The organism is Aquirufa sp., assembly GCF_044377215.1.
Lineage (GTDB): Bacteria > Bacteroidota > Bacteroidia > Cytophagales > Spirosomataceae > Aquirufa.
Genome location: NZ_JBILJM010000022.1, coordinates 21210 through 40529 on the forward strand (window position 1 = coordinate 21210; position 19320 = coordinate 40529).

The following is a 19320-nucleotide window of genomic DNA, read 5'->3' on the forward strand; positions in this document are numbered from 1 at the left end:
AAAAAATGATAATTTAGGCCCTCGAGTGTCATTTGTTTGCAATTATGCGGTTTTTAAATTAGCTTCGAAGTGATTTTTATTTTAACAAATTATAATTTATGGCTTTACGCCCCAACAACAATTACAGAGGAAATAAAAGAGAAGAAGAACCTTACCGCATAAATCAGTTGATTCGTGGTGTTGAAGAGGTTAGATTAGTGGGTGAGAATATCGAGATTGGTGTTTATCCGTTCGCGAAGGCTTTAGAGATTGCAGAATCCCAAAATTTAGATTTGGTTGAAATATCGCCCAAGGCTGTTCCTCCGGTTTGTAAGGTCATTGATTATGCTAAATTCAAGTATGATCAAAAGAAAAAGCAAAAGGAGATTAAAGCCAACGCCACTAAAACTGTAATTAAAGAAATCAGATTCGGTCCGAATACGGATGAGCATGATTTTAACTTTAAGTTAAAACATGCGGTTAATTTCCTTAAAGAAGGTGCTAAAGTAAAAGCCTATGTTCACTTTGTAGGTCGTACTATTGTTTTCAAAGAGCGTGGCGAGATGTTGTTGTTAAACTTTGCCAAAGGTCTTGAGGACGTAGGTAAGCCTGATGACATGCCGAAATTAGAAGGAAAACGTATGAGCATCATCTTCTCCCCTAAAGCAGCTAAGAAATAATTATTAATTATCGTGGAATGTAGAGGTAATTTTATTACTTTTGCGTTCCAATTTTTACATGTCTAATCAATTAAAGAATGCCAAAAATTAAAACCAACTCTGGAGCGAAGAAGCGTTTCAAAGTAACGGGAACTGGTAAGATTAAGCGTAAACACGCTTTTCATAGCCATATCCTTACTAAAAAAACAACGAAACAAAAGCGTAATTTAGTACACGCTACATTAGTTTCACCAGCTGATATGGGTCGCGTAACATTAATGTTAGGACTATAATAAGCGAATTCAGTTATTGTTAAACCAGAAAGTAGGCTAAAGTAATCGAAAGATTCGCCTCATTTCAAAAAACAAAAAATTATGCCAAGAAGTGTCAATCACGTAGCCTCAAGAGCTAGAAGAAAGAAAATCCTTAAGTTAGCGAAAGGATTCTATGGTCGCGGTAAAAACGTTTGGACTGTAGCCAAAAACAAAGTAGAGAAAGGTTTGCAATATGCATACCGCGATCGTAAAGTTAAGAAAAGAGATTTTCGTGGACTTTGGATTCAGCGTATCAATGCAGCAGTTCGTACGGAAGGAATGTCTTATTCTGCGTTCATGGGCAAATACAATAAATCTGGAATGACTTTAAATCGTAAAGTTTTAGCTGACTTAGCGATGAATCACCCAGAAGCTTTTAAAGCTGTCGTTAAGAAATTAGCGTAAGCCAAATGAAAAGTCCCGATTTAGTCGGGACTTTTTTTTTATCCATTATCTTTGTTGCCTAATCTGGTAACGTTGCAAAAGCCCATCTATTTCGATTATGCCGCAACCACCCCTGTTCATTCAGCGGTGCTTAACGATATGCTCCCCTATTTTTCAGAGGATTTCGGTAATGCAGGTTCTAATCAGCATTATTACGGTTGGGTCGCCGAAGAAGCGATTCAAAAGTCACGCGCATCCATTGCGAAGTATTTCAGTTTACCTGCATCAAGTATTGTATTTACTTCTGGTGCAACAGAATCAAACAATCTGGGTATTCAAGGATTCTTGTCTGGAAGTAAGCCAGGGCATATCATTACATCTACCTTGGAGCATAAGGCGGTTTTGGCGGTATGTCATCACATGGAGTCGCTCGGTTGGTTAGTTACCTATGTAACTCCCAATGAAGCTGGTATGCTTGATGTGGAAGATGTCAAGGCTGCGATACAATCCGATACCGTTTTGATTTCGCTTATGCTCGTGAATAATGAGCTGGGTACGATTACAGATTATGAAGCCATACGTGCGTTAGCTGATACGCATCAAATTACCTTTCACTCTGATGCTACGCAGGCTATTGGAAAAATAGACCTTAAAGGTAAGGCTTTGCCTCATTTGATGAGTGTCTCAGGGCATAAGGTGTATGGGCCGAAAGGCATAGGGGCGCTAATCATCCAACCGGGAGTACATATTCACCCATTGGTATTTGGTGGTGATCAGGAACGGGGAATTCGTAGTGGTACGTTGGCAGTCCCACAAATCGTAGGTTTAGCTGCATGCTTTCAATTGATTCCTGAATTATTGACACACGCACAAACGTTAGCTGCGTATAAATCGCGTATTATTCAATCTGTACCTGCGCATTGGAAATTGAATGTGTCAAGTGAGTCTACTGTTCCTCATATACTAAGTATTTCGGTGCCTAAAACCGACTGGGAAACCTTGTTTCAGCGTATTCCCAATGTAGCCATCTCGAATGGTGCTGCGTGTAATGCCAAAACGCATTTACCCTCACATGTGTTGAAATCGATTGGATTGTCTGATGCGGAAGCTTTAGCAACTTTGCGGATCTCCATGGGATTAGGCACGACCTCACAAGATGTTGATTTTCTTATTTCCTATTTACATGAAAAGTTGAATTGAATATGAAAGAATTAATTCAAATTCTTGGCCAATTAGAGCGCTTGCTGAACTCAGGGGAATCATTTGCTTTAGCTACCGTGGTTTTTGTGGAAGGTTCGGCTTATCGCCGACCAGGTGCTCGGATGCTCATTGACGAAAATGGAAATTGGTGGGGCGGAATTAGCGGCGGTTGTATAGAAGGTGATTTGTTAAAGAAAGCGCAATTGGCGATGCGCCAACAAGCCATTAAGAACATCACGTATGATACGCGTGAAGATGACCCTTTCCAGTTGGGTATCGGATTAGGCTGTCAGGGATTAATCGAAATTATTATTGATCCTATTCGCGAACATGTAGAACAAGTTGCTGCACAATTAAATAAGTGTTTAGATTCAGGACTGGCGTATACACTAGAGAGTACGTGGGAAGGTTCAAGCTTTTCTATTCAGGCGGTAGTAGAAAAAAGTAGATCATTTACGCAGAAAGGAAACAAACAGATCTTTATAGAACATATTCCAGCAAATACGCGCATTTGGATTGTTGGCAATCAATTTGACGCCATCAGTTTAATTCAACTATGTAAGCAATTGGCATGGGAAATTCACTGGGTTGGCAATAAGCTAAAAATGAATCCAAGCGTTCGTGATTCGGTCCAAGCATGTTATGATTGGGATGATGATTTATCCGTACGAAATACGGACTGTCTAGTGCTAATGACGCATGATTTTGATCGGGATGTTGCATTTTTAAGCAATCAGTATGCGGTCGATCGGTGGTCATATGTGGGTATTTTAGGCCCGAACAAACGAATGGATCGAATATTGAAACAAATTCCAACGCTTCAAGTTAATTTACTATCAAGTCCAATTGGATTAGATATTGGCGCAGAAGGTCCAGATGAAATTGCGATTTCGATTGTATCTGAGATTTTAGCAGTAAAAAATGGTCGTAATGGCCAAGCATTAAAATATAAACAAGGTAGTATACATTTATGAATTCCTTAGTAGCACTTAAAAAGGCGATTGAGCCGCACCAACAAGCTTTATTAACACATTCAATTAATAGTTACATTCAGTCACCTACTGATCTAGCCAATTTCATGCAACATCATGTGTTTGCGGTTTGGGACTTTATGTCTTTGGTTAAGAAACTTCAAAAAGAACTAACCTCGGTTGATCAGCCTTGGGTTCCTAAGGGAACTCCTGAAGTACGTTTTTTGATTAATGAAATTGTACTGTGCGAAGAGTCGGATGTAGACCAACATGGTCAATATACGAGTCATTTTGAATTATATGTTCGCGCGATGCGTGAATTAGGTATTGATGTTTTACCAGCTTTAAAGGAATTGACTAATTGTCAATCTACTGCTGGTGTATTAGCTATATTGCCTTCACTAGAGATTCCTAATTCAGTGAGTGACTTTCTAACATTTACCTTCGAATCGATACAAAATAGACCCATTGAGGAAGTGGCTGCTATTTTTACATTTGGTCGGGAAGATTTGATTCCAGGTATGTTCCAGCTCATTGTGGACCAATTAAAACAGGATGCACCTGCTAAAATTGAAACATTGGTCTATTATCTAGAGCGTCATATTGAAGTTGACGGAGATCATCATAGCCAATTAGCCTATCGCATGATGGAGGAATTATGTGGTGATGATACCGATAAATGGGCAAGAGCCACACAGGCTGCCATTGAGTCTTTACAAGTGCGGAAGCGTTTGTGGGATGGAATTGTTAAATAGAGGTGAGAGCTAAGAGGTAAGAAGTAAGAGGTATTTGACATAAAAAAGCCCGATCTGTGTAGGATCGGGCTTTTGGATTTTAGCGAAGGGGGTTTATTTAACCTCTTCGAAGGCAACATCTTCAGCGCCACCATCAGCGGCAGTATCTGTAGGTTGTGCTCCTTCTCCTCCTTCTGTTGCACCTGCAGCATACATTTCTTGCGAAGCTGCAGTCCAAGCCGTATTTAACTTCTCTAATCCAGCATCGATACCTGCTAAATCTTGAGAAGCATGTGCCACTCTCAATTCTGCCAAAGCACCTTCGATTGCCGTTTTATTTCCTTCCGATAATTTCTCACCGTATTCCTTCAATTGCTTGTCAGATTGGAAAATCAACGCATCTGCTTGATTGATTTTTTCTACTTTTTCTTTTTCTAATTTATCCGATGCTTCGTTCGCCTTCGCTTCGTTACGCATTTTCTCGATATCCTCATCTGTCAAACCACTAGATGCTTCGATACGGATTTTTTGCTCTTTACCAGTTCCTTTATCTTTGGCAGAAACGTTAAGGATACCATTCGCATCGATGTCAAATGTAACTTCGATTTGAGGTACACCACGTTGTGCAGGTGGCAAACCATCTAAGTGGAAACGGCCTAATGAACGGTTATCTTTCGCCATCGGACGCTCACCTTGTAAAACGTTAAGTTCTACGGATGGTTGGTTATCCGCAGCCGTCGAGAATGTTTCCGATTTTTTTGTCGGGATTGTCGTATTCGATTCAATCAATTTCGTGAATACACCACCCATGGTCTCAATACCTAATGAAAGTGGAGTAACGTCAAGTAATAAAACATCCTTCACCTCTCCTGTTAATACACCACCCTGAATCGCAGCTCCTATCGCAACAACCTCATCTGGATTAACTCCTTTAGAAGGTTTTTTGCCAAAGAATTTTTCAACTTCTTCTTGAATACGAGGAATACGAGTCGATCCACCTACCAAGATTACTTCATCTATATCAGCATTAGTATAACCAGCATTTTTCATTGCTCGTTTACACGGTTCCAAGGTGCGACGGATTAAGCTATCAGCTAATTGTTCAAATTTTGCTTTGGACAATGAACGAACTAAGTGTTTTGGAATACCGTCAACTGGCATGATGTATGGCAAGTTGATTTCAGTAGATGCACTTGAACTCAATTCGATTTTAGCTTTTTCGGCAGCTTCTTTCAAACGCTGTAAAGCCATTGGATCTTTACGCAAATCGATGTTTTCATCCGAAATAAATTCTTCCGCTAACCAGTTGATGATTACCTGATCAAAGTCATCCCCACCTAAGTGCGTATCACCATCAGTCGATTTAACTTCAAATACACCATCACCTAATTCTAACACAGACACGTCAAAAGTACCGCCACCTAAGTCAAAAACGGCAATTTTCATATCCTTACCACCTTTGTCTACACCATAAGCTAATGCAGCAGCTGTAGGCTCGTTGATGATACGTTTTACTTCTAAACCAGCGATTTGACCAGCTTCTTTTGTTGCTTGACGTTCTGCATCATTGAAATATGCAGGAACCGTAATGACAGCCTCTGTAACAGTTTGACCTAAATAGTCCTCTGCCGTTTGCTTCATCTTCGTTAAAATTTGAGCTGAAATTTCTTGAGGTGTATACAAACGATCACCAATACGAACGCGCGGCGTATCGTTATTTCCTTGCTCAACTTGATATGAGATTGTTTTTAATTCTGAACTTACTTCTGAATATTTTTTACCCATGAAACGCTTCACAGATGAAATCGTATTCTGAGGATTTGTAATGGCTTGTCTTTTGGCAGGATCACCCACTTTACGTTCTCCATTTTCTAAAAATGCTACAATGGAGGGTGTCGTTCTTCTACCTTCTGAATTAGCGATAACAACAGCCTCATTCCCTTCCATAACCGCCACACATGAGTTGGTGGTACCTAAGTCAATTCCAATAATTTTTCCCATGATTATTTATTTTAATTTTCACCCTTTTACACAAGGATAATGCCATCCTATTCATTCCTGTCACTTTATGCCAAATTGTCACAAATCAAGATTTATTCCGCTAAATCGTCATTTAGTCAGTCTTAATTGTATCTTTGGGGGCTTTAATAACATGTAAATTATGTCCACTTTCTCTGATTTTACTTGGGTAGCAAGCGCCGAACCACATCGGCAGCGAACACGAGATATCATTAAAAAACATCCAGAGGTAAAAAAGTTGATTGGAAAAAATCCCTATACTTTCGTCTGGATTTTAGGTTGCGTAAGCTTGCAGATACTTCTTGCCTATTTAGTAAAAGATGCCTCATGGTGGTGGATTATTGGCACAGCATGGTTCATTGGCGCTTTCCCTACCCATACTCTTTTTGTCTGCATCCATGAATCAGCCCATAATTTGATTTTCAAAAAGAGTGGTTGGAATGTTTTTGCTGGCATTATTGCCAATTTCCCCTCCTTATTCCCGACAGCCATTTCCTTTAAAAACTACCACTTAAAGCACCACGCTTTTCAAGGAGTACATGAATTAGATGCGGATTTACCAGATTATTGGGAAGCTAAATTGATTAATAATTATGCGCTAGGTAAAATGGTTTGGTTGCTTTTATACCCATTCTTTCAAGGTTTTCGTACGATTAGATGTATTGAATTGGCTGTTTTTGATCGTGGGGTAATCTTAAATATTTTGGCCCAACTAATTTTTGATGTTTTAATCGTCTATTTCTTAGGCTGGCCTGCCCTCGCCTATTTAGGTTTAAGTTTTTTGTTTTCAGTAGGCTTACACCCCTTAGGGGCGCGATGGATCCAAGAGCATTATTTGGTGATTGATAAAAATCAAGAAACGTATAGTTATTATGGCCCTTTAAATGGTGTCAATATGAATGTTGGCTATCATAATGAGCATCACGATATGCCATCCGTTCCCTGGAATAATTTGCCCAAGTTAAAGTCGGCAGCACCTGAATTTTACGATCAATTAAAATATCACACCTCTTTTGTGAAGCTATTAATTACATTCTTATTTGCGCAGGAAGTTAGTTTGTTCTCTCGTATAGCTCGAAAAGAACGTGCCGGGGTTTCATTGACAGATAAATCTACTCCTGATATTGACATAGTTTAAATCAAAAGGCCAAGAATTTCTTCTTGGCCTTTTAATTAGATTACCTGTGTACTTTCTCCAGGTATCGTATACGAACTACCTTTGACCTTTAACGTGATTGGATTAGCTGATAAATTGGCAATCTCAATCCCTTTCTTAAGTATCCTAATCGCTAGTTGGTTTGATCTAAAATTGATCTTAAATGCATATTCTTCCCATTGACTTGGAAGGAATGGATTAAAACTTAACTGGTCATTCACCAGCATCATGCCACCAAATCCTTTCACAATGGACATCCAGGTACCTGCCATACTTGTGATGTGGCAACCATCCTCAGTATCATTGTTGTAATCATCTAAATCTAATCGTGCAGCACGCGTATAGAATTCATACGATTTGTCTTCTTTACCCAATTTTGCAGCTAGAATATTGTGCACACATGGACTCAATGATGATTCATGAACAGTTAAAGGTTCATAGAAATTGTAATTACGCTCAATTTCTTCTTTGCTAAAATCAGTCTCAAAGAAATACATGCCTTGTAATACATCAGCTTGCTTAATGTAGCAAGAACGTAATATGCGATCCCACGACCAGTTTTGATTGATGGGTCTTTGACCCGCTGGAATAGCATCTACAGGTGCAATTACTTTATCCAAGAATCCGTCTTGCTGTAAGAATATTCCCTTTTGTTCATCACGCGGGAAATACATGTTTTGAATGATATGTTCAAATTGAGCAATTTCCTCGTTTTTGAAATTAGTTTTGGCTAGTTTATCTTGGGCGGTTTCTGGGTAATTTGATTTGATTTCCTGCAATACAGCCAATGTATATTTCAAGCACCAAACAGCGAAATAGTTTGTGTACCAGTTGTTGTTTACGTTGTTTTCATATTCATTGGGCCCCGTGACGCCTAGCATCACATATTTTTGTTGGTTCTCTGACCAGTTCACGCGCTGCGCCCAAAAACGTGAAATGCCGATTAATACTTCCCAACCATAGTCAACTAAATGCTTACGGTCGTTTGTATAATCTACATAATCCTTAATTGCGAAAGCAATAGCCCCATTTCGGTGAATTTCTTCAAAAGTGATTTCCCACTCATTATGGCATTCCTCACCGTTCATCGTAACCATCGGATATAAGGCCGCTCCTTGATTAAAACCAAGTTTTCCTGCGTTTTCGATCGCGCGATCTAATTGTTTCCAACGGTAGATTAATAGATTTTTGGATACATTTTGAGGTGCCGTAGCTAAATAGAACGGAATACAATAGGCTTCTGTGTCCCAATAGGTAGATCCACCATATTTTTCGCCTGTAAATCCTTTTGGACCAATATTTAAGCGATCATCTGCTCCTGTGTATGTTTGATTTAACTGGAATATGTTAAATCGGATGCCTTGTTGGGCCGATACATCACCTTTTATAACCACATCATTAATCGCCCATTTCGTTTCCCAAGCTTCGGCTTGTTCTTTTTTTATGGTATCGAATCCTTTGGCGAAAATGCGATTTAAGTAGTCAATTCCTCGAGATTCTAAGGCTGATGCTGGGTGATTTTCTGAACTTAAGTTGACAGCAAATTTGGTAATGCTTAATTTTTCATCTTGTGCTGTTGGCACTAAATAGGTTAACGAACAATACTTTTCTTTCGTTTCAGTCTTTGCGGCTAATGATTGCTTTTGTCCATTGACAGCTAATTCAATTTTTTGACCTGTGAAAACTTCGAATCCTGTTTTCTTCGTTTTGGACCAAACGAAAGAGGTGTGATCTTTCGCGCCTACTTTTACTTCATCCCAAAACTTTTCATCGTAGTTCGAATCCTTATTTTTTATATCACCGTCTACGAATGCTTTGACTGAGATTGTGGCTGAAAAATTAAGTGGGATTATTTGATACGAAATTACACCTGATTCATCATCAGCCATGCTATTTAACCGTATGGATTCAATGGTAATTGATTTTCCTGAAGCTAATGAAATGTCACATTGGCGTAAAATGAATCCTTCTTTCATGTTTAATTCACGGTAGAAGGAATTAATTGTGCTCGTGTGCAGATCTACTATTTCCCCGTCAATGGTAATCTCTAGGCCATTCCAATTAGCCGCATTAAGTACTTTAGCGAAATATTCGGGATATCCATTTTTCCACCAGCCTACGCGTGTTTTATCTGGATAATAGACACCGGCTACGTAATTACCTTGAAGTGTTTTCCCTGTATAAGTTTCTTCAAAAGAACCGCGCTGGCCCATGCGGCCATTTCCTAGTGAAAAGATTGATTCGGTTATTTCATTGAACTCAGGATGAAATTTGTCTTCGATGATTTTCCATTCATCGAGTTTTAAATATTGTTTCATGTAAACTCAGGGTTATTAGGTAAGCTGTACAAAATTAAACGAATGTCTCTTTTTGTAAATTCTGTGCTAGTGTGTTTCTTAAAATTGCAATAATTCGGATGCTTGAATACCTACAAAATTTGGGATTACCTTGTCGGCCTGACGCAACATCTCCGCATCTCCTATTCCAATAGCATGCATATTTCCAGCTTTGGCAGCTTCTACGCCAGCTTGTGCATCTTCAAAAACGATGCATTCGGTAGGTAAGAAACCTAAACCACTTGCTCCTTTTAAGAATACTTCAGGATCTGGTTTACTCTTCGTGACCTTATTTCCGTCAATAATTAAATCAAACCATTCGATTAGGCCCGTTTTGGATAAAATGATTTCAGCATTCTTGCTAGCGGAGCCTAATGCGATTTTATAGCCTGCTTGTTTGATTTGATGTAAGAAATCCAATACACCAGGTAAGATTTCACTTGGATTCATATTCGAAATTAAGTCCAAGTAATTTTCATTCTTTTCAATTAACCAAGTTGATTTTTCTTCCTCTGTGGCGGAATAATTTGCCCAAGCTAAAATTCGGTTCAATGACTCAACGCGTGATACGCCTTTCAATTGTTCATTTTGTTCTTCTGTTAACGCATAGCCAAACTTAGTACCTAAGTTTTTCCAAGCTTGAAAATGATAAATGGCTGTGTCAACTAATACGCCATCTAAATCAAATAGGCACGCCTTGTAAGTCATTTTGGGTGATTTTTTATGAAAATCTGTTTATTTGAATGTTCAAAATTATTACATTTACTTATGCCAAGAAAGCTTTTTCTGCTGTGCTAGGCTGTTTATTTTACAATATGCTACGATTTACACGTTATTTATTTTTGTTTTTGGCCTGCTTTGGCCTATCGCCTAATTTGAATTCCCAATCTACTATGCCTGCCGCTACGAATCCTTCCGCTAAATTTATTGTGTACCAAATGATGTTTCACCTGTGGGGAAACACCAATACAAATTTGGTTCGCAATGGATCGGCTCAACAAAATGGAGTGACCAAATTCAAGGATATCTCATCCAAAGCATTAAAGGCTCTAAAAGCAAAAGGTATTACGCATGTGTATGCAACAGGTTTGATTGAACATGCCACTATGGAGGATTTGACAGCATTTGGTTCGCCTTTAGATCATCCATCTGTGGTGAAAGGTCGGGCAGGTTCCCCATTCGCCATCAAGGATTACTATGATGTAAATCCATTTTTAGCCGAGAATCCAGCGAAACGTATGGATGAATTCAAGGCTATGTTGGCCCGCTTTCATGAATCCGGCATCAAACTGGTCATCGATTTTGTCCCTAATCACTTAGCGAGGCAATATCATTCTGATCAAAAGCCTGCTGGAGTCGTTGATTTTGGTACGCAGGATAACAATCAGGTCTCATTTGCACCCTCGAATAATTTCTATTATTTACCAGGTACCCAGTTTTCAGTGCCTGAAGGCGTTCATCCGCCTGTGCCTGTTACAATTCCATATACAGAGATTCCAGCCAAAGTATCTGGAAATAATGTATTCAATTCACAGCCTTCCATTAACGATTGGTTTGAAACAGTGAAGTTAAATTATGGGGTGGATTACCAGCATGGAAATAAAACGCATTTTAACCCTACTCCCGATACATGGGTAAAAATGGTTCAAGTTTTGAATTATTGGGCAGGTTTAGGTGTAGATGGATTTCGATGTGATATGGCGGAGATGGTGCCTGTCGAGTTTTGGTCTTATGCGATTCCGAAGATTAAAAGCAAACATAAACAAGTGGTTTTCATCGCTGAGATTTATCAACCCAATTTATATAAGGACTATATTTTTAAAGGGGGATTCGATTATTTATATGATAAAGTGGGTTTATACGATGGGATTCGTCGCTTGATGCAAGAAAAGCCAGAGGCAACCACAGCGGACATAACGCGTGTTTGGCAAAATGAATCAGGTGATTTTTCGAAACACATGCTACGGTTTTTGGAAAATCATGATGAACATCGCTTGAATACACCGGCGTTTGCAGCGAATAATTTTTGGTCAACCATTCCTGGAATGGTCGTGACTTCAACCTTGCATGATGGTCCATTAATGATTTACATGGGTCAAGAATTTGGTGAGAAAGCGAATGAGATTGAAGGATATAATGAAGCAGATGATCGTAGTTCGATGTTTGATTTCTGGCGTGTAGAGACGCATCAGCGTTGGATGAACGGAGGGAAATTTGATGGTGGCTTATTGAGTGCAGCGGAGAAGGAGATTGATCAATTTTACCAACAGTTATTTAAGCTGGTACATACTTCGGATGCAATCCAACAGGGCGCTTTTTTTGATTTACAATATGCGCAGGATGCTGGGTATGATGCCAAACTTGTGTATTCATTTTTACGCTACACTGCCAAAGAAAAACTATTAATCGTGACAAATTTTGATGCGAAGCAAGGGCATGAGTTTACGATTCAATTACCTCAATTAGCGCTAGATATGATGCAGGTAAAATCATTCAAATTAGCCAAAAACACCTATTTTACACCGCCGAGTACCTTGGATGCGCCTCGATTAACAGGAAACAAGATTTATATTCCGGCGAATAGCGCGTTGATATTTAATTTATAAACCATGAAAAAATTAACAAAACCACACTTATCCTTAGGTCAAATTTTTAATATGAGTGTTGGCTTTTTAGGCATTCAATTTGGCTTTGCTTTACAAAACGGAAATGCCTCTCGGATCTTACAAAGCTTTGGCGCGGATGTCGAACAATTATCATGGTTTTGGTTGGCCGCTCCACTAACAGGTATGTTGATTCAACCAATCATCGGTTTTTACTCAGATCGAACTTGGAATGGCTTGGGTCGTCGTAAACCGTTCTTTCTTACGGGTGCCATTTTGGCGGCCTCTGCCCTATTATTTTTTCCACATGCGGGTGCTTTAGCGGGTTATCTGCCTCCTATGATTGTGGGTGCTGGTATTCTGATGATGATGGATGCGTCATTCAATGTGGCCATGGAACCTTTCCGAGCTTTAGTAGCAGATAATTTACCGGAGGAACAAAATACGTTGGGTTTCTCAATTCAGACATTTTTAATTGGAATCGGTGCTGTGGTGGGTTCCTGGTTACCCTATATTTTAGGCGAATGGATGGACGTTTCAAAATTGGCAGAACCAGGTCAAATTCCAGATAATGTCCGGTTCTCCTTTTATGTTGGCGCTTTTGTCTTTATCGCAGCTATTATTTGGACGATTGTAGGTACGAAAGAATACTCTCCTGAGGAACGTGAGGCAATGGGTTTTGAGACGGAAGGAAAAGAGGATACCCTTGTTTCTGTGTTTCGGTATATCAAGGAAATGCCCACGACCATGCGTCAGTTGGGTGTAGTTCAGTTTTTTTCTTGGTTTGGTTTGTTTTCTATGTGGGTGTTTTCAACCCCAGCTATTGCACATCACGTGTATGGATTGGAATTAAATGATCATCAGTCTGCTGGATATCAGGATGCGGCCAACTGGGTAGGCATTATTTTCGGGGTGTACAGTGGGGTGTCGGCTGTTTATGCTGCCTTTCTGCCTCGTATAGCCGCTTTCTTAGGGAATAAAGCTACCCATGCTTTTTCGTTAACGGCAGGTGGTATTGGTTTGATCTCAATCTATTTTATTCAAGATCCTCAAATGCTCATTTTAAGCATGGTGGGCGTTGGTATGGCCTGGGCAAGTATCTTAGCGATGCCCTATGCTTTGTTGGCCGGCTCTATTCCCATGTCAAAAATGGGAGTTTACATGGGGATTTTTAATTTCTTTATCACGGTTCCTCAGATTGTCAATGGTATCATTGGAGGTTCCATTGTGAAGTATTTTTATAATGGTAATTCGATTTATGCAATTATCATGGCAGGTGTATTTTTTATCGCTGGAGCAATCAGTGTATTATGGATTCGCGAAAAGTAGTCCTCTTTTTCCTTTGTAGTTTTTATTCAGTTTTGGGTCAAGTCACTCCTGCTTTACGTTTGGCTATTCAAGAAACCCGAAGTAATCATGATTTGACTCGTGTAGGTTTACAGTTTATAGGTAAGCCTTATCGAGCTAATGCCTTGTCTAGTTCCAATCCTGAAGAACTCGTTGCTGATTTAACATCCTTTGATTGTGTAACATTTATTGAAAATTCGTTGGCATTAGCACATGCTGCCGGCGATGAGTCTGTATATCGGAAATCTTTGGTGCATTTTCGCTACGCAGGTGATTCTGTTCAATACGAAAAACGATACCATTACTTTTCGGATGCCATGCGGCAATTAGGTTACCCTTTGCTAGGTACGCGGGATATGCTTCAGAAATTTCCTAAATCATTTTCATTTTTAAGTAATTACTTAGCTTCTAAGCAGCCAGGACAAATCAATCTTGCTTTGCTTCGTTCAAGAGAAAATCAATTGGCTCAAAATGAATTTTATTATACGCCTAATGCCTTAATTGATCGTTTATTGCCCTTATTAAAATCTGGAGATTTGGTGGGATTAGTTTCTAAAAATCCTGCGATTGATTTTTTGCATACCGGTATGATTTATCGAAAAGACGGAAAAGTATATTTATTGCATGCGTCACAGGATTTTAAACGTGTGATGGTTAGTCAACAGACACTAGGTGAATACTTGAAAACGCACCGACAATTTATTGGTGTTTCGGCATTTAGACCTATTTTTAAGGAATGAAAAAATACAACTTTGATCAGGTCATTGATCGCACCCATACAAGTAGTTTTAAATGGGATAACGTAAGTTACCCTGCTTCGGGGATGTTACCTATGCCAGTAGCTGATATGGATTTTCCTGTCGCGGATGAAATTTTAGCTACGTTAAATCGAATCACTGATCATGCCGTTTTGGGTTATGCGATTGTCCCAGAATCCCTTAAAGTGGCGATGCAAGCTAAAATCAGCCAGGATTACGGTTGGGATACCTCATTAGACTGGCAAGTTTGGATTCCGGGTATTGTTCCTGGCATTGCTGCTGCTTGTGCAGCGTTTACGAATCCTGAGGATGGAATATTAACTGCTGTTCCAGTATATCATCCATTTCATTTAGTGGCTGGCTGGGTCGATCGACCTTTAATCACGTTTCCGATGGTTCAAGAGGGGAATCGCTGGACCTATGATTTCGAAGCGTTTGAAATAGCACTAAAAAAAGGGCCCAAAGTATTTCTGTTTTGTAACCCACATAATCCAGGGGGTACGGTATTTAATGCGCATGAAATTGAGCGGATTCGTATGTTGTGTGCCCAATACGATTGCCTAATTGTCTCGGATGAAATTCATGCTGATTTGCAGATAAGTTCACAAACTAAACATCTGAGTATCGCCACTGATATTAATTTCTTTGCGACTTCTAAGGCTTATAATACAGCTGGTTTAGGTGGTGCTGTTGCGATTATCCCTGATAAAAATATTCGCGATGCGTTTACTAAAAAGACCTTTGGCTTTTTTCCAATGCTTACACGGCATAGTATCGAGGTGATGGAGACCTCATTAACGATGTCATCGGATTGGTTGGAATCACTGCTACCCTATTTGCGGACTAATCATGACTTACTTTTAGCATCAGTTAATAGTCTTCCTGGTTTGACTATGCTGCCTTTAGAAGCAACTTATTTGGCTTGGATCGGCTATGATGCAAAACTACATGGTGATTTTCAAAAGCGTTTATTCGATGCTGGATTGCATGTGTTGCGGGGAGAACAATTTAAAGGAGGGGATTTTATTCGTTTAAACTTTGCTTGTCCGCGTGTGCAGTTAGAAAAAGCCATTTCAATTATTCAACAAGTTATACATTCGCATGCTTAAAAGCCTACTCTTTCTGGGTCTTTTAGCTGCTTTAGGGTTTCTCTTTTGGTACATCGCTGCGTATGATCAGCAGTCAAGTGCTGAGGTAAGTCTCGAAGATAATTTAATGGCCATTGGCTTTGCTGATTCATTAAGTCAGCAATCGCAGCCAGATTCAAGCGCAACATTCTCCGTGGAGCCTACTGTCATTAATGCGTTTATTGAAGATTTTGAAGCCAAGGTAGATTCGAATGTCTTTCAAGTCTTTAAAAGTAGCCAACTGATATTTTCGAAAAAGTTGGTATGGCCGGTGAAGCAAATTTTAGCTTCTGATTTAAATGGGAATCAGTTGCCTGAATTTTGGATTTATGGTCAAAATGCAAGTAAACGAACTCAAATTTTGGCTTTTGAATATGGTTCAGGACATGTACGTGAGATTACTTTCCCAACTTTAAAGGGCCGACAAGCCTTTGGTTATATTGGTGGAGATTCTTTATATTTTGAAAAGAATAGTTTAGTACGATTAGTAAAATATGTAAATGATCCCTATGCGGATTTTGGTAACGGATATCGAGCATGTTTTTATACTTTTGGCAAAGACCAAAGTTTTATTTTGAAAAAGACCTTAGACTTAGAAAACATAACTTATGAGTAATTCAAAATTGCGTTCCCAACAGTGGTTTGGAAAAACTGGAAAAGATGGATTTATCTACCGTGCTTGGATGAAAAACCAAGGTATACCCGATGATTATTTTCAAGGGAAACCGGTTATTGGTATTTGTAATACGTGGTCAGAATTGACACCATGTAATGCCCATTTTAGAGAGTTAGCTGAATTCGTTAAGAAAGGTGTTATTGAGGCAGGTGGATTTCCAGTGGAATTTCCCGTCATGTCTTTGGGTGAAACGTTAATTAAACCCACCGCCATGTTGTATCGCAATTTGGCGAGTATGGATGTAGAAGAGTCTATTCGCGCTAATCCAGTTGATGGTGTTGTCCTGATGTGTGGTTGTGATAAAACGACTCCTTCCCTCGTGATGGGAGCATCTAGTGTGGATTTACCTACATTAGTGATCTCAGGTGGACCGATGATGAAAGGTAAATTTAAGGGAAAAGATATAGGCACATCAGATGTATGGCGCTTTGCTGAGGCCTATAAACTAGGCGAATTATCTCAAAAAGAATTTATTGAGGCGGAAGCTTGTATGGCTCGTACGCCTGGACATTGTGCGGTGATGGGTACAGCTTCTACAATGGCTACGATGGTGGAAGCTTTAGGTTTGAGTTTACCTCAAAATGCGGCTATTCCGGCAGCTGATGTGCGTCGCAAGGTATTGGCGCAGCATTCTGGTCGGCGAATTGTAGAAATGGTGAATGAGGATTTGAAGATGTCCAAGGTATTAACCCGACAAGCTTTTGAAAATGCGATTCGTGTTAATGCGGCAACTGGTGGATCTACTAATTTTGTGATTCATTTATTGGCCATTGCAGGTCGTATTGGTGTGGATTTACACTTGGATGATTTCGATAAATTCTCTTTAAATATTCCTTTATTGGCGAATATTCAACCCTCAGGTGAATTTTTTATGGAAGATTTGTACTATGCGGGAGGTTTACCAGCATTGATGAATCAAATGAAGGAACATTTGCATACGTCGAGCATCACAGTTAATGGAAAGACGGTTGGCGAAAATATTACAGATACGCCTATTTATGACCCTACGATTATTTCTTCATTCGCAGAACCATTCAAACCAGATTCTGGAATCGCTGTTGTACGTGGAAATTTAGCGCCTCAAGGTGCTGTGTTGAAACCTTCTGCTGCTTCTCCTGAATTGTTCAAGCATCGCGGTAAGGCAGTTGTTTTTGAAAATATTGAGGATTATCACGCACGAATTGATACTCCTGAATTAGATATCGATGAATCTTCAGTTATGGTATTGAAAAATGTCGGCTTGAAAGGATACCCAGGGATGGCTGAAGTGGGCAATATGGGAATTCCGAAAAAATTACTGATTAAAGGAGTTAAAGATATGGTTCGTATTTCAGATGGACGTATGAGCGGTACGGGATTTGGAACGGTTATTTTACACGTTTCACCTGAATCAGCAGCTGGAGGACCTTTGAATTGGGTTCAAAATGGAGATTATATTTCACTAGACGTAGAAAGTCGGTCTATAAATTGGGAAGTTTCGGATGAGGAATTAACTGCACGTAAATTAGCTCAGCCATTAGTACCTCCAACCCATCCGCGTGGATATGTGAGTTTATTTATTGATCATATTGAACAACCTGACAAAGGTGCGGATTTTGATTTCTTAAAAGGAGGATCAGGTTCCACAGTAACGCGCGATTCACATTAATGAAAATATACGTAATCACAGGAGCTGGCCAAGGAATTGGATTTGAGTTAGTAAAACAACTTTTATCCAATGGCCATTTTGTCGTTTGGAATGAAATAGATTACGACGTAAAAGTTGCTGCGGTCCAACAATTGAATGATCTAGGATTGCATGCGTATGTTTGTATTCAGGAGGATGCAAGTTCAACTGCGTTTTTACATGAGTTAAATCAAGTATTAGATGCATCAACGCATGATTTAGCTGGTGTTGTTTGTAATGCAGGAATTACAACTTTTGGGGACTTTTGGTCATACCAGCGTGCTTCCATGGAGCAAATCTTGCAAGTTAATTTAGTGGGTACTTTTTTTCTAATTCAATCCCTAGCGCAACGTTTTCGTGAAAAGCAGATTGCTGGTTCCATTGTGGTCATGTCATCAGTTACAGGTCATCAAGCGCACCCTGATTTAGCTGCCTATGGTATGACAAAAGCCGCTTTAAATCAGTTAGTGAAGAATTTAGTGATCGATTTATCCCCTTTCCAAATTCGGATTAATTCGGTTTCACCGGGAGCAACGATTACCGAACGTACCTTGAAGAATGCAGAATATCAATCTGATTGGGCGAAAATTACCCCTTTGGGAAAGGCGGCTGAGGTTTCAGACATTGCAGCTGCCACCTTATTTTTCTTATCGGATCAAGCCAAACACATTACCGGTCAAACTTTGATCGTTGATGGCGGCTGGACTTCCATCAGTCCTCCTCCGAAACATTAGGCCCACGCTTTTTCTAAAAAATTCAACCAGTTTTGGTGGCAGATCTTTTTGATATCATCTTCCGAAAAACCTCGTTTAGATAATAATTCAGTAATTTTTTGCAAGTCGGCAATCGTCTCCAAATCATGCGGACATTGTTCCTTGCCAAAACCTCCATCCAAATCAGTTCCCATGCCTACATGATTTGTATTTCCTGCCAATTCACAAATATGGCTCAAATGGTCAATCATGGTATTTAATGTCACTCCCATAGATTTTGGGGTTGATTTTCCGCGTTCCCAATTTGGTACCATCATCCAAGCGTCCAATGGCATTCCGATGACCGCTCCCCGACGAATCAATTCCTTGAACTGAGCATCTGAGAATTGGCGGTTATGATCTACAAGGGCCCGACAATTATGATGACTTGCCCACACATGGCCGTCAAAGTGTTCCATCGCTTCGTCAAAACTATCATCACATAAGTGCGTGGCATCTAGAATAATGTTCAATTCCTGCATTTTTTGCAGTAATTCACGCCCTTTTGGACCAATACCCCCAGTGGCATTTGTTCCTTGCGCATATCTTCCAGGTCCATAATGTGCGGGTCCTAAAGCCCGCAACCCTGCTTCATGAGCGATTTCCAAATATTCTAAAGACACGATTGAATCAGCCCCT

General features: G+C 39.7%; 18 protein-coding genes. 14 read left to right on the plus strand and 4 right to left on the minus strand.

Annotated features, from left to right (window positions below; translation table 11 throughout):
• The first annotated feature begins 98 nt into the window (after positions 1-98).
• From infC to ACIQ6T_RS07885, 6 genes are all read left to right on the plus strand, one after another.
• A complete protein-coding gene (gene infC / locus ACIQ6T_RS07860; protein WP_395768265.1) occupies positions 99-659 on the plus strand; it encodes a translation initiation factor IF-3 in 561 nt (186 codons plus the stop codon).
• Positions 660-736: 77 nt separating this feature from the next.
• Positions 737-931: a 50S ribosomal protein L35 gene (gene rpmI, locus ACIQ6T_RS07865; protein WP_395785347.1), complete on the plus strand. Its 195-nt coding sequence runs from the start codon at positions 737-739 to the stop codon at positions 929-931.
• Between the two features lie 81 nt (positions 932-1012).
• Positions 1013-1357 (plus strand): 50S ribosomal protein L20, encoded by a 345-nt coding sequence (gene rplT, locus ACIQ6T_RS07870; RefSeq protein WP_377982564.1) that lies wholly within the window; start codon positions 1013-1015, stop codon positions 1355-1357.
• A gap of 72 nt (positions 1358-1429) precedes the next feature.
• Positions 1430-2536 (plus strand): cysteine desulfurase family protein, encoded by a 1107-nt coding sequence (locus ACIQ6T_RS07875; protein ID WP_395785348.1) that lies wholly within the window; start codon positions 1430-1432, stop codon positions 2534-2536.
• A 2-nt stretch (positions 2537-2538) separates the two neighbouring features.
• On the plus strand, positions 2539-3510 hold the full coding sequence (locus tag ACIQ6T_RS07880; RefSeq protein ID WP_395785349.1) for an XdhC family protein: 972 nt from the start codon (positions 2539-2541) through the stop codon (positions 3508-3510).
• Entirely contained in the window at positions 3507-4262 is a 756-nt protein-coding gene (locus tag ACIQ6T_RS07885; protein WP_395785350.1) for a DUF3050 domain-containing protein, read from the plus strand. The genes ACIQ6T_RS07880 and ACIQ6T_RS07885 overlap by 4 nt, the downstream gene beginning before the upstream one ends.
• A 93-nt stretch (positions 4263-4355) precedes the next feature.
• Here ACIQ6T_RS07885 and dnaK read toward each other — a convergent pair whose 3' ends face one another.
• Positions 4356-6242 carry a molecular chaperone DnaK gene (gene dnaK, locus ACIQ6T_RS07890; RefSeq protein WP_395785351.1) on the minus strand — a complete coding sequence of 629 codons (1887 nt, stop codon included), beginning with the start codon at positions 6240-6242 and terminating at the stop codon, positions 4356-4358.
• A gap of 160 nt (positions 6243-6402) precedes the next feature.
• On the opposite strand from dnaK, the gene ACIQ6T_RS07895 reads away from it, so the two are divergent.
• Positions 6403-7398 carry a fatty acid desaturase gene (locus ACIQ6T_RS07895; RefSeq protein ID WP_395785352.1) on the plus strand — a complete coding sequence of 332 codons (996 nt, stop codon included), beginning with the start codon at positions 6403-6405 and terminating at the stop codon, positions 7396-7398.
• 35 nt (positions 7399-7433) lie between these two features.
• On the opposite strand, the gene ACIQ6T_RS07900 is transcribed toward ACIQ6T_RS07895, so the two are convergent.
• Both ACIQ6T_RS07900 and pgmB read right to left on the minus strand, forming a co-directional pair.
• Positions 7434-9734 carry a family 65 glycosyl hydrolase domain-containing protein gene (locus ACIQ6T_RS07900; RefSeq protein WP_395785353.1) on the minus strand — a complete coding sequence of 767 codons (2301 nt, stop codon included), beginning with the start codon at positions 9732-9734 and terminating at the stop codon, positions 7434-7436.
• 78 nt (positions 9735-9812) lie between these two features.
• Positions 9813-10460, minus strand: coding sequence for a beta-phosphoglucomutase (pgmB, locus tag ACIQ6T_RS07905; protein ID WP_395785354.1), 648 nt, complete (start codon positions 10458-10460; stop codon positions 9813-9815).
• Between the two features lie 35 nt (positions 10461-10495).
• On the opposite strand from pgmB, the gene ACIQ6T_RS07910 reads away from it, so the two are divergent.
• From ACIQ6T_RS07910 to ACIQ6T_RS07940, 7 genes are read left to right on the plus strand one after another with little or no spacing between them, the layout of a single operon-like run.
• Positions 10496-12358 carry an alpha-amylase family protein gene (locus ACIQ6T_RS07910; protein WP_395785355.1) on the plus strand — a complete coding sequence of 621 codons (1863 nt, stop codon included), beginning with the start codon at positions 10496-10498 and terminating at the stop codon, positions 12356-12358.
• A gap of 3 nt (positions 12359-12361) precedes the next feature.
• A complete protein-coding gene (locus ACIQ6T_RS07915; protein WP_395785356.1) occupies positions 12362-13684 on the plus strand; it encodes an MFS transporter in 1323 nt (440 codons plus the stop codon).
• Positions 13666-14442: an N-acetylmuramoyl-L-alanine amidase-like domain-containing protein gene (locus tag ACIQ6T_RS07920; protein ID WP_395785357.1), complete on the plus strand. Its 777-nt coding sequence runs from the start codon at positions 13666-13668 to the stop codon at positions 14440-14442. Before ACIQ6T_RS07915 ends, ACIQ6T_RS07920 begins: the two co-directional genes overlap by 19 nt.
• Positions 14439-15569, plus strand: coding sequence for a MalY/PatB family protein (locus ACIQ6T_RS07925; protein ID WP_395785358.1), 1131 nt, complete (start codon positions 14439-14441; stop codon positions 15567-15569). Before ACIQ6T_RS07920 ends, ACIQ6T_RS07925 begins: the two co-directional genes overlap by 4 nt.
• Entirely contained in the window at positions 15562-16203 is a 642-nt protein-coding gene (locus ACIQ6T_RS07930; protein ID WP_395785359.1) for a hypothetical protein, read from the plus strand. The genes ACIQ6T_RS07925 and ACIQ6T_RS07930 overlap by 8 nt, the downstream gene beginning before the upstream one ends.
• Positions 16196-17911 carry an IlvD/Edd family dehydratase gene (locus ACIQ6T_RS07935; protein WP_395785360.1) on the plus strand — a complete coding sequence of 572 codons (1716 nt, stop codon included), beginning with the start codon at positions 16196-16198 and terminating at the stop codon, positions 17909-17911. The genes ACIQ6T_RS07930 and ACIQ6T_RS07935 overlap by 8 nt, the downstream gene beginning before the upstream one ends.
• On the plus strand, positions 17911-18663 hold the full coding sequence (locus ACIQ6T_RS07940; RefSeq protein ID WP_395785361.1) for an SDR family NAD(P)-dependent oxidoreductase: 753 nt from the start codon (positions 17911-17913) through the stop codon (positions 18661-18663). Before ACIQ6T_RS07935 ends, ACIQ6T_RS07940 begins: the two co-directional genes overlap by 1 nt.
• On the opposite strand, the gene ACIQ6T_RS07945 is transcribed toward ACIQ6T_RS07940, so the two are convergent.
• Positions 18660-19320 (minus strand): dipeptidase (locus ACIQ6T_RS07945; protein WP_395785362.1); only part of this gene is annotated, 661 nt, incomplete at its 5' end. The two genes, ACIQ6T_RS07940 and ACIQ6T_RS07945, sit on opposite strands and share 4 nt — an antisense overlap.